The organism is uncultured Thiothrix sp., assembly GCF_937876535.1.
In the GTDB taxonomy this organism is placed as follows: Bacteria; Pseudomonadota; Gammaproteobacteria; order Thiotrichales; family Thiotrichaceae; genus Thiolinea.
This window is the reverse complement of sequence record NZ_CALFHZ010000023.1, coordinates 17,711-32,634: the sequence shown is the minus strand read 5'-3', so window position 1 is coordinate 32,634 and position 14,924 is coordinate 17,711. Positions and strand designations below refer to the sequence as shown.

At 43.0% G+C, this 14,924-nt stretch carries 16 protein-coding genes; 1 reads left to right on the top strand and 15 read right to left on the bottom strand.

Translation table 11 applies throughout. The features are described from left to right. Positions 1-4 precede the first annotated feature (4 nt). From pilV (Q0230_RS17910) to Q0230_RS17880, 7 genes are all read right to left on the bottom strand, one after another. Entirely contained in the window at positions 5-511 is a 507-nt protein-coding gene (pilV, locus tag Q0230_RS17910) for a type IV pilus modification protein PilV (protein WP_298612550.1), read from the bottom strand. Further along, on the bottom strand, positions 511-4,182 hold the full coding sequence (locus tag Q0230_RS17905; protein ID WP_298612548.1) for a PilC/PilY family type IV pilus protein: 3,672 nt from the start codon (positions 4,180-4,182) through the stop codon (positions 511-513). Before Q0230_RS17905 ends, pilV (Q0230_RS17910) begins: the two co-directional genes overlap by 1 nt. A 34-nt stretch (positions 4,183-4,216) precedes the next feature. Beyond that, complete coding sequence (locus Q0230_RS17900; protein ID WP_298612545.1) at positions 4,217-4,651, bottom strand: type IV pilin protein; 435 nt, start codon at positions 4,649-4,651, stop codon at positions 4,217-4,219. Between the two features lie 70 nt (positions 4,652-4,721). Beyond that, positions 4,722-5,261, bottom strand: a complete 540-nt coding sequence (locus Q0230_RS17895; RefSeq protein WP_298612542.1) for a PilX N-terminal domain-containing pilus assembly protein — start codon at positions 5,259-5,261, stop codon at positions 4,722-4,724. A gap of 2 nt (positions 5,262-5,263) precedes the next feature. Continuing rightward, positions 5,264-6,208, bottom strand: coding sequence for a PilW family protein (locus Q0230_RS17890; protein ID WP_298612539.1), 945 nt, complete (start codon positions 6,206-6,208; stop codon positions 5,264-5,266). Positions 6,209-6,225: 17 nt separating this feature from the next. After that, positions 6,226-6,753 carry a type IV pilus modification protein PilV gene (gene pilV, locus Q0230_RS17885; RefSeq protein ID WP_298612536.1) on the bottom strand — a complete coding sequence of 176 codons (528 nt, stop codon included), beginning with the start codon at positions 6,751-6,753 and terminating at the stop codon, positions 6,226-6,228. A gap of 117 nt (positions 6,754-6,870) precedes the next feature. After that, positions 6,871-7,062 (bottom strand): hypothetical protein, encoded by a 192-nt coding sequence (locus tag Q0230_RS17880; protein WP_298612533.1) that lies wholly within the window; start codon positions 7,060-7,062, stop codon positions 6,871-6,873. 120 nt (positions 7,063-7,182) lie between these two features. Here Q0230_RS17880 and Q0230_RS17875 point away from each other — a divergent pair, with 120 nt between their 5' ends. Then, a complete protein-coding gene (locus tag Q0230_RS17875; RefSeq protein ID WP_298612530.1) occupies positions 7,183-8,073 on the top strand; it encodes a formylglycine-generating enzyme family protein in 891 nt (296 codons plus the stop codon). A gap of 2 nt (positions 8,074-8,075) precedes the next feature. Here Q0230_RS17875 and Q0230_RS17870 read toward each other — a convergent pair whose 3' ends face one another. From Q0230_RS17870 to Q0230_RS17835, 8 genes are all read right to left on the bottom strand, one after another. Continuing rightward, on the bottom strand, positions 8,076-9,413 hold the full coding sequence (locus tag Q0230_RS17870; RefSeq protein ID WP_298612527.1) for a dihydroorotase: 1,338 nt from the start codon (positions 9,411-9,413) through the stop codon (positions 8,076-8,078). Then, complete coding sequence (folA, locus tag Q0230_RS17865) at positions 9,410-9,895, bottom strand: type 3 dihydrofolate reductase (RefSeq protein ID WP_298612524.1); 486 nt, start codon at positions 9,893-9,895, stop codon at positions 9,410-9,412. Before folA ends, Q0230_RS17870 begins: the two co-directional genes overlap by 4 nt. 14 nt (positions 9,896-9,909) lie before the next feature. After that, a complete protein-coding gene (locus tag Q0230_RS17860) occupies positions 9,910-10,398 on the bottom strand; it encodes a ClpXP protease specificity-enhancing factor (protein ID WP_298612521.1) in 489 nt (162 codons plus the stop codon). Then, positions 10,395-11,024 carry a glutathione S-transferase N-terminal domain-containing protein gene (locus Q0230_RS17855; protein ID WP_298612518.1) on the bottom strand — a complete coding sequence of 210 codons (630 nt, stop codon included), beginning with the start codon at positions 11,022-11,024 and terminating at the stop codon, positions 10,395-10,397. The genes Q0230_RS17860 and Q0230_RS17855 overlap by 4 nt, the downstream gene beginning before the upstream one ends. An 85-nt stretch (positions 11,025-11,109) precedes the next feature. Further along, positions 11,110-11,880, bottom strand: a complete 771-nt coding sequence (locus Q0230_RS17850; RefSeq protein ID WP_298612515.1) for a cytochrome c1 — start codon at positions 11,878-11,880, stop codon at positions 11,110-11,112. Between the two features lie 11 nt (positions 11,881-11,891). Then, the gene (locus Q0230_RS17845) at positions 11,892-13,319 is read right to left on the bottom strand and encodes a cytochrome b N-terminal domain-containing protein (RefSeq protein ID WP_298612512.1); all 1,428 of its coding nucleotides are present in this window, start codon (positions 13,317-13,319) and stop codon (positions 11,892-11,894) included. Continuing rightward, positions 13,319-13,915, bottom strand: a complete 597-nt coding sequence (gene petA / locus Q0230_RS17840) for a ubiquinol-cytochrome c reductase iron-sulfur subunit (RefSeq protein WP_298612509.1) — start codon at positions 13,913-13,915, stop codon at positions 13,319-13,321. The genes Q0230_RS17845 and petA overlap by 1 nt, the downstream gene beginning before the upstream one ends. A 258-nt stretch (positions 13,916-14,173) precedes the next feature. Beyond that, on the bottom strand, positions 14,174-14,923 hold the full coding sequence (locus Q0230_RS17835) for a Nif3-like dinuclear metal center hexameric protein (RefSeq protein ID WP_298612506.1): 750 nt from the start codon (positions 14,921-14,923) through the stop codon (positions 14,174-14,176). Between the last annotated feature and the right edge of the window lies 1 nt (position 14,924).

Below are 14,924 nucleotides of genomic sequence, written 5' to 3'. Positions count from 1 at the left end.
ACCTTTATAAAACAGTGTTGAGGACTAAGTTGAAAGGCTCTACATCAGCTTCGTTTTTAGAACCATTACGCTCATTCCATTGCAAACTTAACCGCACTCCCTTAGCACATTCAGCTGATGGATCAGGGCAATCTACTATCAACTGACCATTCAGTAATGCACCATTAATCCCTGTGCCTGCACCATACCCGCACATCACTCGATGCATATCATCAAGAGCCATTTGAGTAGAATTACAGGTATTGGTTTGGCAGCTGACTGCTAACGGATCAGCACAATAAGTGGCTGCAACCGCATTGACCTTATAGCTACCTGCTAGTACCGCCGTGCGATTCGAACGCATTCGCTCTAATAACTCATGGGCTAATTGAGTAGCTTGCTGCATTTGATAGGAGTTATGCGTGGCTCGAAAGCTTTTCACTTGTAAACCCGCCATGCCTAATAAACCTAAAGAGATTAAAAAGGCGGCTACTAAAACCTCAAGGAGATTAAGACCACGTTGTTTTTTCATTATTCGCTCTCGTCTTCTGTAGTGGAATCTAACCAATACATGCGTGGTAACAAACGCGTAATATCAATCATTTGGCCATAACCAGTGGATACCTGATGCTGCGTATTAGCCAAATCCAACAAGGGCAACTTTAACTTGCCAATCCTTACCATAATATTTTGCTGGCAATCGCCAAGTTGGCAACTTGAGTTACCATCTTTGCCTGTCAAACGTCCGAAAATGAGTTGTGGGGTATCTAAAAGCTCATTCGAACCTGCCACCACAAATTTGTCTGCGGAAGCGTCGACTGAGCGATCTAAATTCAATACCGCTTTACCCTGTAAAACATCTAAGACATAAGCACGTGAGGTGTTGGTCGCAGGTTGGCAAGCTTGCGCTATACTAGGATTACCCTCGGCATCAGATTGCGAGAAAGTCGTAAACATGACCTTATCGAGCAAGGTTAAAACCGGAGATAGCGCTTTCTCACCATGATGCTCAAACTCGTAATACCAACCTTTCATTTCGGGGTAATCGAGAATAGTTTTCCCTGCTTCAATGCTTTGCACATCCATAAGATTATTATCAGTAATTAAAGTGGGTGCCTCTGACATCTTATACACATCAGGGTCAATCAGCACATAAAGCCGATCAAGGGCGGTCGTGGTATTCAAAGGATGAGTACGGTAACCACTTCCTAAAGCAATCGTTAGAATCGGTTTGCCATTTTGCATACGGATAGCCGTATCAGGCTCATAAAAGAATTTACGATGATCTAGACTCTCTGTTCCCCCACCCAAGCTAGCTAATTGGGTAAGTTTAGCCTTGCTATAGTCATAGTAGGTACTAGCATCCTCATCACGGACATCAGCATCCATATCGACCCGCCAGACATTGCCACCCGTATCAGAAAAATACAGGCGATCTAAAGCACCATTACCATCCATATCTAGAATACGGATATCGCCGGGAATACTATGTCTTAGACTACTAGCACCAGCTACTGCTGTTTGCGCTCCCGCTGAGCCAAAACCACCTTTACGTAATGACCACAAGAGACCACCGGAATTTGCATCAACGATGAACACATCCCGTCCCCATTGATCAGGTAAGCGCTCAGTAATATCCTCTGCATCTTTACGCGGATCGTAACCACCACCAAAGACTAAGACTTGAACTAATTTAGACTGTTGTGGAGCACTCGCATCAGCTAAACGCAATCGAGATAAAGTCGGTTTAGACCAAGTCTCGCCTAATTCATCAAAGCCATCGGTAGCTCCATTCGTAGCAGTTTGTGGTGAAATTTTCCACATCACGCTTGGCGTGTCTGCCACACTAATATCCAAGCCATAATACATGCGCCCACCACGCCGTAGGCCAAAATATAGCTTTACACTATCAGCATCCTCGACATTGATTTGCCCATCATGGTTGTAATCTTGGCTAGGGGTAAGTTCGATAATCCCATTTAGATTATGATCAACCCGAGCCAGCATGGGCGTTCCATCAATCCCATAGATATGTTTATTATTATCCGGATTGTCTAAGAATGAATTAGCGTTCTTTAGTAAAAAAGCAGGCATAAAAGCCCATTTTTCTACACCACTATTAGCATCGAAGGAATGCAAAAAGCCTTCATTAGTGGCTAATAAAACCCGCACGACCCCATTACCATAATCGACCACTACTGCTTTGCTATTTAAACTATCCCCTAAATGATTACGCGCGCCCGCATTAGGATCACCGTCTTTATAGCCACGAATAAAATTTAGTAGTTGTGCGCGCTTTTCCTCTGAAATAGCTGGCGTAGGACAAGTTGTGACTTCAGCAATATTTACACAATTTCTACCGGTATTGGGATTGCCATTGACCGTATGTTGTACACCATTACAGTCTTTATAAGTGCCCCAGCAACTAGTACCAGCTGGCAAATTGGGATAGTTAGTACTAGTTGGCAGTAAATTATGCGCTGAACTAAGGGTATCGCTAGGTGACAATAAACTAGCTGTAATGCTCGTGGTAGCTGGGCTAATGTGGACAAGATTAGTACCGACTGCATCGGTATACAAAATGCGGTTAGCAGGTAGTGGTAATTTATTAGCAGCTCCACCAATGGTGACATCCGCACCATGTGAAGTAGTTGACCAAAGATCTTGGGCATCAATTTTTAAAGTTCCATCGGTATTTAAAACCGACGAACCATTTGCACCCAACATATCACCTGCATCATTTACGGTGAATTTGCGTAAATTGCCTGACCAAATAGCGGTTTGGCTCGGATCAAAGACCGGCATATAGACTTTGTTTTCATGCGAGAGCAGATTAGACTGATCCACTACAAAGCTTGGAGAACTAAAAGAAAGTGAGTTTTTCTGCACATCTGCCAAGATTTCACTAAATGCTGCCGCTAACTCTTGCGGATTATCTGCTGTATACGCACCATGCTCAGCGGTAGCGAGTTGAGCTAAATAATTAGTACCGACTGGTTCATCGTTCATGCCAAAAGCAACGGTAAAAGTATTCACTACTTGCTTACCAGCTACTGCAGTTGATTGATCTTGAGTCGCTAAAAAGCGAGTTAACTCTGGGCCACACTTGCCACTTTTATAACCTAAAGGTGCATCCACACAGTTAGCTGAAGCTAAATTAGGTACAGTGACCGGAAAATTAGCATTATTCATATCTGGTAACATTGGCGGAATGACATTCACATTATAAGTTTGGGAAGGTGCCACCGACTCTGGATAACGCGCGGTACCATCAGCGGTGACACCTTCCCAGAAAGGATATTCAGGCTTACCATCTGACATCAGCACTAAATAATTGGCTTGGCAACTGTGTTCAATCGGCGATTTATACACAGGATTGCCGCTGTAAGAGTCACAAATGGTGTGCTGACAAAATTTCACACTCACTTTGCAACTGTAGTTATTATTTTTGCAATACTGCTTGCCATTCGATGCTGTTTCCCATTTACAGCACTCACTATATTTGCGTGTGGTACAAGCACTTGAGCTTAAATTGGCAGTGGAATTACAAGTTCCCCAATCAGGGCTACACTCTTCTTGATGTTGACTAGTACAGGTTAAATTACCGGTATAGCTGGAGGGATGTGCTGCCCAACTATAAGCTGCTTTATGTTTGCCCCAAACTGGACTTTCACCACGAAAATAGCGGGCAGCTTCATATAACGAATCAACAATAGGCGTATAACCTGCTGGTTGCCAACCATCCACAATATCAGCTAGAAAGGATCTAACTGGCATACCGGCAGGTGGGTCAATTAAGTTATCGCTACTCGCTGCTGAGCCAATAATGCTAGAGGCTTGCTGATCAATAGGTGACACTGGAAAGTTGACACCTTTAATCGCACTCCAACTATAAGAGGGTAATAAATTAGCATTCGCATAATGCATCAAACCAATATTCACATTAGCAGGCGCATTATCGAGTACCTCGCGGAAGGTATCCTTTAAAACCTGCATCCGTGAGCGCCCACCACTATTGGATAGTGTTTGATTCATACTGCCAGAAGCATCAAGCAAGAACAGAATATTCGCATTGACCTTGGTAGCTTCATTTTGTGCAAAGATTTCCGTTTCATCTGCAAAACTCAGTGTCGAGCTAAGGCTAACAATGAGGCTGAACAGCAGCAGCTGCAAGAAACTGAGTACGCTGCTTAACTTGGGCATGTTTGCAGAACTTTTCATTATATTGATAATTAGCTTAACGCCAGCAAGTATCGGTTGTTACTGTACCTGAACTATCCTTAGCCATCTTACGCCCCATATGATCAAGGGTGAAAAGAGCGCATTTGGTATCTTTGGCTTGGGCTGAACTACTCGCTGGAGTTGCTTGAATAGTATAGCTAGTCGCTGTTGCAGCACTGATGGTGATACTGTAATCGTTTTCCTGACTAGGAATTGTATCCGCAGCAAAGCCTAACGTGGTTAATTTATCTGCATAAGTATAATTTTTAACAAAATGAGTTTCTTGACGTTGAGCGATTTGTTGTAAGGCTATTTTTGCATCAGAGCGTTTACTTTTTCTAATTTGCTCCACATAACTGGGATAAGCAAAGGCAGCAATAATGCCGACAATAGCAACCACAATCATGATTTCAGTTAAAGTAAAACCGCGTTGTAAGCGAATAGTAGACATAGCTCTAACCTAAGTTTTAATTATTATTCGTAGCGCCTTTAATACTACCTGATATGGAGTATTAATTAAATTAATTTATAGGTGAGGGCGCAGGCATAAAATGCACAATACCCATTTCATGAGAACTATACGAACCTGTACCTTGTAGACGACTACTAGCATCTACGATAAACATAGAACAACTATATTTATCACCATTCATTTCTAAACTCATTGAGGTCTCTAAAGGCGGACATTGATCAAGAAAGCCTGCATGTTGCACTCTTACACTGGCATTCACCTTATCACTTTGAAAAAGGGCACTTTTATTATCTGGTGGTACTACAAATTGCTTAGAAGATTGCTCCATTGTCGCTTTAATAAAAGCCAGCGAATTCGAAGGAGCCAACATCTCTAAAGGAGGCCGCACTAAATTGAGCTGTGATTCGGCAGCTTGATAAGTCAGCATACTCGACATTTCATTACCTACAATCCGAGTATCCGTGATCCCAATCCGAGCTGCAGTCACTCCAATTACAGACATCACCAGCAGAATAGCCATCCCCCACATCAACGTGGAGCCGCGTTGTTGATGCTTATTAGTGAGCAATAAATACGGATACTTGTTCATAGTCAGCGAGCAATATTTCTTAAATAAATAGTAGTGGTATACACAGCACGCTTATAACGATCATTAGTGGCGATGGATTGATCGAATAATTGATAGCTTTTAGCCTCAGCTTGCTTAAAGGCTGGCTCCATCGTCCGCACTAATAAAGCTACTTGAACTAAGGCTACTTTGTCCCAAGCCTTATTGGCAGTCACTTGCGTAGCATTCCAATATTGATCGACCTGCCATTGTTTTTTCTGACCATTAGGAATAGGGTCAGGCCAATTATCGATCCCATAGCGTAATTGCATGTTTTCGATACCTTGTGCCCAAGGCTGTGAATAGGTATTGAGTGAGCCACCACACACGAGTTCAGGAATACCCTCACCGGCTTTATTTTGCCGAGAAGCATTTTTCTGCACTCTAAACGAGCTGTATACATGCCGCACTAGCGGTGAGCTTAACTCCTGATTGGTGGAACTGTGCAAACTTAGAGCTGGATTGATCATACAACGATTTTTCCAAGAAGCTCCCGTACAGTCCTCCACTAGCTTGTCATCGGCTAAAAACGAAACACCAATACTATCCGCTCGTGCCATAATCTGATTAGTCGTTAAAGCATTTACACTAATCATTGCCCCATCAGCTGAGCTAGCAATGCGATTGACATTGATAATATTGGCCTGACCTGTCGGGCAAACTACTGGACTTGGTACAAAACCACTCGGTAATAAATAGTTTTCTAATTGAGTGTTAGCATCGGATGAATAGCCAGCTCTTTCGATATGGGTGCGTAAAGCCTTCATAGCAACCCGCGCACTTTCATCCATTTCGGAGATTTGATCACGCAAGTCATAGGTTTCCTTGCTACTCACATACACAGTAGCAATCCCAGCCATAATAAATAAGCCTAAGCCCATCGCGATCATGATTTCGACTAACGAGAAACCAACTTGTGAAAACTGCAACTTAATTTGCATAATAATTAGAGGATTGCATCCATTTCTAGGCTAATTGTTTCTTTTTCTTGCTCAACACTAGATTTGTTATTATCTGAGGCCTGTTGAATACCGCGTTGCGCTAAACGCTCATCCCAAGTCAATCGAAAATGCAAACCCAAGCCGCAATTACCACTATTAGGACAATGGATAGTCAATTGTGCGGCTGGTAATCGATTAGTTCCACTACGACATACCACTTGATATAACTCATAACTAGCTAGCTGCGCCGCTGAGCAATTGGCTGTCGTACAAACTTGTGGTGGCGCGCTAGTACAATGAGTCGTTTTACTATAACTACCTGCCAAAACTGCTTGCCGATTACTGCGCATTCGCTCCAAGAGATCATATAAAATGAAGGTAGCTTCTTGTTTTAGCGAAGCATTTTGCGTTGTTTTTAGGCTACTGACTTGTAAACCCGCCAAACCTAAAAGGCCTACCGATAAAACTAAAGTCGCAATTAAAACCTCAAGTAAGTTGAGGCCAGCTTGCAAGCGTCGGGCATTACGCTTCATTTATTATTTTTATAACCTTAAAAGAGAGCTTGCCTAAATTATGTGGTTAGGAGGCTTACGCTAAGATTAAACTACTTATAATACTTAAACCATTGTGATTGAGTTGAATTATAAAAATCAATGAATGCTTTTAGGGCAAGGCAAATCAGTGCTAGCTGCAACGCCACTATAGCGTAACAATAACTCTAAATGTCGCCCAGGCTCACCTAACTCAACACGATAAAGAATTAAACCATCCAGCAAGCGTTTAGCAGTCTCCAAATAAGAAGGCTGCTGTGTATTGCTTTGGTTGTCTAGATAAATTTCCATATTGAAGCCCACCCTTTTCACCCTTAATTTTTATTGTAGACCATATATTTACAAACAAACTTGCGAGTCAACAAAAATGAATGATAGATTGCAGTTAACTACATTAATGGTTGCTAATAAATGCGTATGGAAGCTTTGAAGTTAAACCCTTCTGCAGCGTCTGTCCTTGGCTCTCTTTCTGCAGACGAGTTAAAATTGCAACAAGAGCAAGCGGCTAGCTCTTACAGCCTAACACCTTTTTTTCAAGATAAACTTAAAAGTGGTTTAGCCGGGCCACAATTAGCAGTGATTCCTGCAGGAGAGTTTGAAATGGGGTCGCCCAATAATGAATTTGGGCACCGACGCGAAGAATACCCTCAACATACAGTCCGTTTAGACTACGATTTTGCGATGGGTGTATTCCCACTAATGGCTGAAGAGTTTGAACTCTTTCGCACTGCCACTGAATGGTATAAACGTCCTGAGTTAATCTGGCATAGTGGACGCTTTCCAGTCATCAATGTGCGCATGAGCGATATTAAACTCTATCTAGCTTGGCTCAGCGAACAAACGGGATATAACTATCGCCTACCGACTGAACCCGAGTGGGAATATGCTGCCCGTGCGGGTAGTACCGCCCCTTTTTGCTATGGCAGTAATGTGAGCTGTAAAGAAGTCAACTTTAACCCGATTTTTCCTTATCAAGAAGCGGCTGAGAAAAAACGCTGGTATTTGCCTCGCTGTATTCCTTCGGTGAGTGCAAGTGAAGTTGGCTTGCGTGCACCTAATCACTGGGGTTTATACGATGTACACGGCAATGTTTGGGAATTTACCAGCACCCATTGGACGACCTCACATTTAGGCGCTCATCGTGATGGCAGCCCTTCTCATACAGCTAATCCCTACTGGTATGTGACTAAAGGAGGGTCTTGGTTTGATCCAGCCGTATTAGCACGTAGTGCTGCGCGGAAAAAACGCTATTTAGATGAATTAGATACGAATTTAGGTTTTCGTGTAGTCCGTGAACTTTAAGTTCAGCGCATAAACTGAAGCGCTTGCCCGACAGGTGAGCGCTCTAAGCAGTGGCCTTGATGCCAAACTAGTTCACCATTAACAATCGTACTTAGGATTTTTGAACGGAATTTATAGCCATCATAAGGCGTCCAAGCACATTTAGCTAAAGCTAAAGCATCCGTTGCGCTCTGCTCCTGCTGCAAATCCACCAGTACTAAATCGGCCCAATAACCTTCGCGAATAAAACCACGCTCTTGAATACTAAATAATTGTGCGACTGCATGACTGGTTTTTTCTGCAATAAATTCTAGGCTAAAAATTCCATCATGATAGTTTTCTAATAGCGATAGCAAAGCATCCTGTACCATCGGCATGCCTGCAGGGGTGTTAAAATAAGTTTGCCCTTGCTTCTCTGCCAATAAATGTGGTGCATGGGCACTACCAATCACATCTAAGTGTCCATCCAACAAACCTTGAATTAAAGCAGCACGATCTTCAACCGATCTAATAGCCGGATTACATTTGAGCAATCCTTGCTTACTAGCATAATCCTCATCAGAAAAATGCAAATAGTGTGGACACACTTCAGCAGTAATCAATTTTTCTGCCAGACCTCCAGCAGCAAATAGCTCTAACTCTTTTGCTGAAGAAATATGCAAAATATGTACGCGAGCTTTACAGTCCTTAGCAACCTCAATTAAACGCTCAGCCGCAATATAACAGGCTTCATCACTACGAATAGCACCATGTAAATCAAAGGGTACTGCATCTCCATAGATGCTTCGATAGCTTTCCTCATTCTCCGCAATCAGGGGCATGTCTTCACAATGTGCGGTGACTAGAACTGGTGAGCTAGTTAGAATCTCGCGCAAAACCTCTGGGTCATCTACTAACTTGCTAGCACAGGATGAACCAACAAAAACATTCACCCCACATGCTAGTTGCTCATCGACTGACTTAATTAACTCTAAATTTTCACTGGAAGCACCGAGATAAAAACCATAATTCGCAAACGTTCGTCCTGCCGCTAACTGGTGTTTTTCAACTAATAGCTCATTTGAAAGTGTAGCGGGAATGGTATTGGGCATATCCATGAAACTGGTAATACCACCCGCAACGGCGGCACGCGTTTCAGTCCATAAATCGCCTTTGTTGGTCAAACCTGGCTCACGAAAATGCACCTGATCATCAATCATCCCTGGTAATACATAACGTCCCCGAGCATCTATTACCTGATCTACATTACGCCCTGCCAACTGACCAATAGCCTCAATCCGCCCCTGATTAATATAAATATCATTTTCAACAATTTTTCCCTCATTTACCAACTGAGCATTAACAATCAATAAGCTACTCATAAGCGCTCGTAGATAGTGAAGGAATAGTTATACGGATTTTTATGATCAGCTACAAAATGCTGTTCTTGTAGCAAATGCCAATCTTTGACATCGAAGTTTGGAAAGAAGGTATCAGCTACTAATTGGGCATCAATAAAGGTTAAATACATTCGTTGAATTTTTGGCAGGAAATACTGATACAGTTGCGCACCACCAATAACCATGATTTCTGGGCTATTGGCTACTAGATTTAGAGCTATTTCAGGAGTCGGTACAAAATCTACATTCGGTACTGAATTAATATAGTTACTAGATACCACAATATTGTGGCGATTGGGTAAAGCTCGGCCTAGTGATTGCCAAGTCTTACGCCCCATGATAATAGGCTTGCCTAATGTATTTTGTTTAAACCAAGCAAGATCAGCAGGTAAATACCAAGGCATAGAACCCTGGTAACCGATGGCATGATCAGCACGAGTCATAGCGGCGATCAAAGAGATCATGGAATTACCGCTAATTATTTAACAACACGCAAGAAAGGACGAGTTTTGGCGTCAGGCTTATTGGTTTTAGGCGGTGGAGAAGGCTCATCCGGAGGGGTATCTTCACTAGCCTCTAAAACGGCTTCCTCATTCTCATCTAGAGTCGATACTGCAATAAGATTGGGTGCTTTGACTACAGGTTTTAATTGAGCATATTCATCTGGTGGGAAAGAGGCTCCCTCTTGAGTCTCACGGGAATAAATAGCTAAGACTGAATAAATAGGGCAATACACATAAAACGCTGCCCCACTAAAACGTGCACTGAAACTAACTGCATCATTGTCCATGACGAAGTCGCGCACAGCGGTTGGACTAATGTTCAAGACAATCCGACCATCCTTCACATGCTGACGCGGCACAGACACTTCCTCTGCTGTCGCATCCACTGTGATATAGGGCGTCATATTGTTATCAACGATCCATTCGTAAAAAGCACGTAATAAGTAGGGGCGTTTTGGAGTCATGGTCTAATTGCCTTCTCAACCTTGCTCAGTGATTGTTGGAAACCATCACGTGAAAATACGCGCTCCATATATTTTAGTATAGGTTTACCCTGCTTAGCGGGCACATCAATACCATATTTGGGCAAGCGCCATAACACTGGAGCGATGGTGCAATCAACGAGCGTATATTCATCACTTAAGAAATACGGTTTGATTGCAAACACTTCAGCCGCTGATAGTACACTCTCGCGTAAAATTCGGCGGGCTTCAGTAGCAGACTTTTCATCACCACGTTCAATGTCATCCACCAAAGAGAACCAATCTTTCTCAATCCGGAACAAAGCCAAACGTGAATGTGCACGGGTCACAGGATCAACAGGCATTAAGGGTGGATGAGGAAAACGCTCATCTAAATACTCCATGATAATGCGTGCATCGTAGAGCACTAAATCACGATCAATGAGCGTTGGGGTGGTGTTATAAGGATTGAGTTCGGCCAGCTCCTCAGGCTTATCATCGGGGTTAATATTTAGCACATCGACGGTGATATCTTTTTCTGCTAAGACAATGCGTACACGATGGCTGTCAGCACAATCAGCAGCAGAAAATAAAGTCATAACAGAACGGCGGCTAGAAATCGATGCCATAGCTTGAAAAGCTCCTGTAGTCCAAATGAAAAGGCTACTCTAGTTATAAGCTAGAGTAGCCAATTTATGTTATACCAGTTGGTAATTAATGAACATCCTTCCAGTATTCTTTCTTCAGGAAGTATGCTACTACAATAAACACCAATAGGAACAATACCACCCAAATACCAACTGCTTGGCGATGCAGCTTGCCAGGCTCACTGACATAAACCAAGAAATTAGTAATATCTAATACCATACGGTCATATTCTGTCGGTGACAGTTTGCCCGGTTGGCTTAAGACTAATTTAGGTTCTGCATGAGCATTCGCTGCTGCATGCGCGCCTTCTGCAGGAGCTGCTTCATGTTGTAGCTCTTGCATACCTTGCAATTCCCACAAAATGTGCGGCATACCCACATTTGCAAAAACAGTATTATTGACACCTAACGGACGAGTTGGATCTTTATAAAAAGATTTTAAGAAAGTATAGATCCAATCAGCTCCCCGTAAGCGACCTTCCAAAGATAAATCTGGAGGTGCATTACCAAAAGCTTCAGCCCCATATTTGGTAGTCATCCCGTTCTTCATCAGCTCACCAACTTTAGCTGATTCACCATCAGTCCGGGTAAAAATCAAGTTCTTTTGGACTTGCTCTGGAGTCAAACCTAAGTCAGTCGCCACTCGATTATAACGACTCATACTTAAGGAGTGACAGCCCATACAATAGTTTACAAAGTACTTTGCACCCCGTTGTAAGCTTTGCTTATTGTGTAAGTCAATATTGGCTTTTTCAACCTTAATGACCTCTGAAGCTGAGCTAACTGTAGGGACAGCAATTGTTAACGCAAGCAATATACTGGTAATAAACTTTTTCATGTCTTTACTCCTTACCCAGTCACACGCTCAGGAACTGGCTTTTCCTGATTGAAGCTAGGCACCAAGGCTGGCAACAATAAAGTTGCAGCTAAGTAGATTACCGGCCAAATAAATTGTAGAACCATCTGCGTTGTAGCTGCACCATCGCCAAGATTGAGGCGGAAGATCAGGTCATACACCACAACAATGCCTAACAAAATACCAAACCATTTTTTGTAGTTCACTTTTGCGGGATAACTATGTAACCACAGAACCACAAAGAACAAGAAATAGATTTGTGTCATCCGTGTACCCAGTTCTTTATAAACTGTAGTCACTGCTTCAACACCCATCCAACCTAAGACCAAGAAAACTACTGCAAACAATAATAAGTTGATTTTGTGCGCTTGATTGCGATAACGCCAAGATTTGAGTGGATTTTTGTCTAACCAAGGCAACAGGAACAGCACAATAATAGCTGCAAACATCGCCAAAGTACCATACCAAGGATCAGGTACTGCACGTAATACGGTATAGAAAGGAGTGAAATACCATACTGGAGCAATATGCAAAGGTGTTTTTAATGAGTTTGCTGGTTCAAAGTTAGGTTGTTCAATGAAATAGCCACCCATCTCTGGCATGAAGAACAGAATTGCAAAGAAAATCAGCAAGAAAACTGCCACACCCAAAATATCTTTTACAGTGTAATAAGGATGGAAAGGAATACCATCTGTTGGTGCGTCAGGAGCCCAGCGATTGCCTTTTGGACCTTGCTTAATTTCTACACCATCTGGATTATTTGAGCCTACTGCATGCAAGGCAACAATATGCACGAACACTAAAGCTGGTAAGACGATGACAGGAACAAAGAAGTGTAAGGCAAAGAAGCGATTCAGAGCCGCATCACCTAAAACATAATCACCCCGCAACCATACAGATAAATCATGACCAATATAGGGAACTGTATTGAATAAGTTGATAATAACTTGTGCACCCCAGTAGGACATTTGCCCCCAAGGTAACAGATAACCCATAAAAGCAGTCGCCATCAAAGCAACATAGATCAACATACCGATCAGCCACAACAATTCACGCTTACCTTTGTAAGAGCCGTAAATCATGCCACGGAACATATGCAGGTAAACAACAATAAAGAAAGCTGAAGCACCTGTTGAGTGCATATAACGGATGAACCAACCACCAGGCACATCACGCATGATGTATTCAACAGAAGCGAAAGCTAAATCGGCGTCAGGTTTGTAGTGGAAAGCAAGGAATAAACCAGAGAAGATTTGGATAGCCAGTACTAACATGGCTAAGGAGCCAAAGTAGTACCAGAAGTTAAAGTTTTTCGGCGCATAATATTGCGCTAAGTGCTTATTCCAAGTTTCCATTAAGGGGAAACGATCTTCCACCCAACCTAGGAAACCTGTGTATTCATGAGCAGGACGTTCAGCCATTATGCAGCACCCCCATCTTCACCTACTAAAATCGTTGCTTCGCTCTTGAAATAGTAAGGAGGTACTTCAAGATTGCTACCAGCTGGAACGTTTTTAAACACACGACCTGCCAAATCAAAACGGGAACCATGACAAGGGCAATACCAGCCACCTTTCCAATCAGCGCCTAAATCAGCAGGACCCACTTCAGGGCGGAAAGTAGGAGAGCACCCCAAATGTGTACAAATACCAACTAATACTAAATACTTAGCTTCGCGTGAGCGATAACCATTTTTAGCATATTCAGGTTGTTGACTAATTACATCAGAGTTTGGATCTTTCAAACCAGAGTCTAAGCCGGGTAACGCAGCTAGCATCTCTTCAGTACGATTCACCACCCAAACAGGCTTACCACGCCATACCACCCGTAATAACTGACCGGGTTCAATTTTGCTTACATTCACTTCCACCGGCGCACCCGCAGCCAAAGCACGTGCACTGGGAGACATCGACCCTAGGAAAGGATATGCAAGCGCTGCCGTCCCTGCTGCCCCTACCACTGAAGTAGCTGCAATCAGGAAACGACGGCGATTCTTATCGACTCCAGAATTTGCCATCGTTAGCTCACTCCCAAATTATCAAAACCTGAACACCTCTTGCAGCCTTGCCTGCTCTACAAGAAGCAAAATACTCAATCGCTACTGGACTAATGCACTGCAATATTAGCAGCTGCTGAAAAACGCCATAGGATGTCTGACTTCACTAGTGAAATCAAGCGATTCCCCTTGCAAACATTAGGGAATTAACATCAAGCACCTTAAGGGCGACAAATCCGGTGGCGATGATAGCACAAAAAATAGCGAAATAACCTGACATTAAGCAGGATTATCAATCTCGACAAACTTACACTCAACTCCAAATTGCAACGCTAAATGTTCGCCTAAGGCCTGTATGCCATAACGCTCAGTGGCATGATGCCCTGCAGCAATATAATGCAGCTGATTTTCCCGAGCGCTATGTGTCGTGTGCTCAGAAATCTCCCCACTTAAATAGGCATCGACCCCAAAACCGCTAGCTTCTTGAATATAAGTTTGCGCACCACCAGTACACCAAGCGATTCGCCGAACCAGATGATCACCACCAGCAACTAATAAAGGTTTACGCTGTAATGCCTGCTCTACCTGAAGACCAAAAGCCTCTAAACTAATGGGTTCTGCCAATACCCCGACATTGCCAACCCCTTGTTCATTCAAGGCCGCTTCACTGGTTAAACCCAAACGCTTAGCCAATTGTGCGTTATTCCCTAACTCGGGGTGAGCATCTAAAGGCAGATGATAGGCAAACAGACTCAGCTCATGTTTCAACAAAGTTGCCAAACGGCGTTGATGCATCCCACGAACTACAGGATTATCCCCGCGCCAAAAATAGCCATGATGCACTAATATTGCATCTGCTCCCTGTTCGACAGCAGCATCTAAAAGCGCTTGGCAAGCAGTAACCCCAGCCACGATTTTGTGAATGAACTTACGCCCCTCAACTTGCAGGCCATTCGGGGCATAATCTTTAAACTTACTGATATTTAGTAAACTATTTAAATAGCGTTCTAACTCATCACGTTCAATCATA

Coding starts and splice junctions, on each gene's coding strand:
- Q0230_RS17850 (WP_298612515.1), bottom strand. CDS start 11,880: ATGAAAAAGTTTATTACCAGTATATTGCTTGCGTTAACAATTGCTGTC.
- Q0230_RS17870 (WP_298612527.1), bottom strand. CDS start 9,413: ATGAGTAGCTTATTGATTGTTAATGCTCAGTTGGTAAATGAGGGAAAA.
- Q0230_RS17835 (WP_298612506.1), bottom strand. CDS start 14,923: ATGATTGAACGTGATGAGTTAGAACGCTATTTAAATAGTTTACTAAAT.
- Q0230_RS17900 (WP_298612545.1), bottom strand. CDS start 4,651: ATGTCTACTATTCGCTTACAACGCGGTTTTACTTTAACTGAAATCATG.
- Q0230_RS17875 (WP_298612530.1), top strand. CDS start 7,183: ATGCGTATGGAAGCTTTGAAGTTAAACCCTTCTGCAGCGTCTGTCCTT.
- Q0230_RS17860 (WP_298612521.1), bottom strand. CDS start 10,398: ATGACTCCAAAACGCCCCTACTTATTACGTGCTTTTTACGAATGGATC.
- pilV (WP_298612536.1), bottom strand. CDS start 6,753: ATGAAGCGTAATGCCCGACGCTTGCAAGCTGGCCTCAACTTACTTGAG.
- petA (WP_298612509.1), bottom strand. CDS start 13,915: ATGGCAAATTCTGGAGTCGATAAGAATCGCCGTCGTTTCCTGATTGCA.
- folA (WP_298612524.1), bottom strand. CDS start 9,895: ATGATCTCTTTGATCGCCGCTATGACTCGTGCTGATCATGCCATCGGT.
- Q0230_RS17905 (WP_298612548.1), bottom strand. CDS start 4,182: ATGCCCAAGTTAAGCAGCGTACTCAGTTTCTTGCAGCTGCTGCTGTTC.
- Q0230_RS17845 (WP_298612512.1), bottom strand. CDS start 13,319: ATGGCTGAACGTCCTGCTCATGAATACACAGGTTTCCTAGGTTGGGTG.
- pilV (WP_298612550.1), bottom strand. CDS start 511: ATGAAAAAACAACGTGGTCTTAATCTCCTTGAGGTTTTAGTAGCCGCC.
- Q0230_RS17880 (WP_298612533.1), bottom strand. CDS start 7,062: ATGGAAATTTATCTAGACAACCAAAGCAATACACAGCAGCCTTCTTAT.
- Q0230_RS17895 (WP_298612542.1), bottom strand. CDS start 5,261: ATGAACAAGTATCCGTATTTATTGCTCACTAATAAGCATCAACAACGC.
- Q0230_RS17855 (WP_298612518.1), bottom strand. CDS start 11,024: ATGGCATCGATTTCTAGCCGCCGTTCTGTTATGACTTTATTTTCTGCT.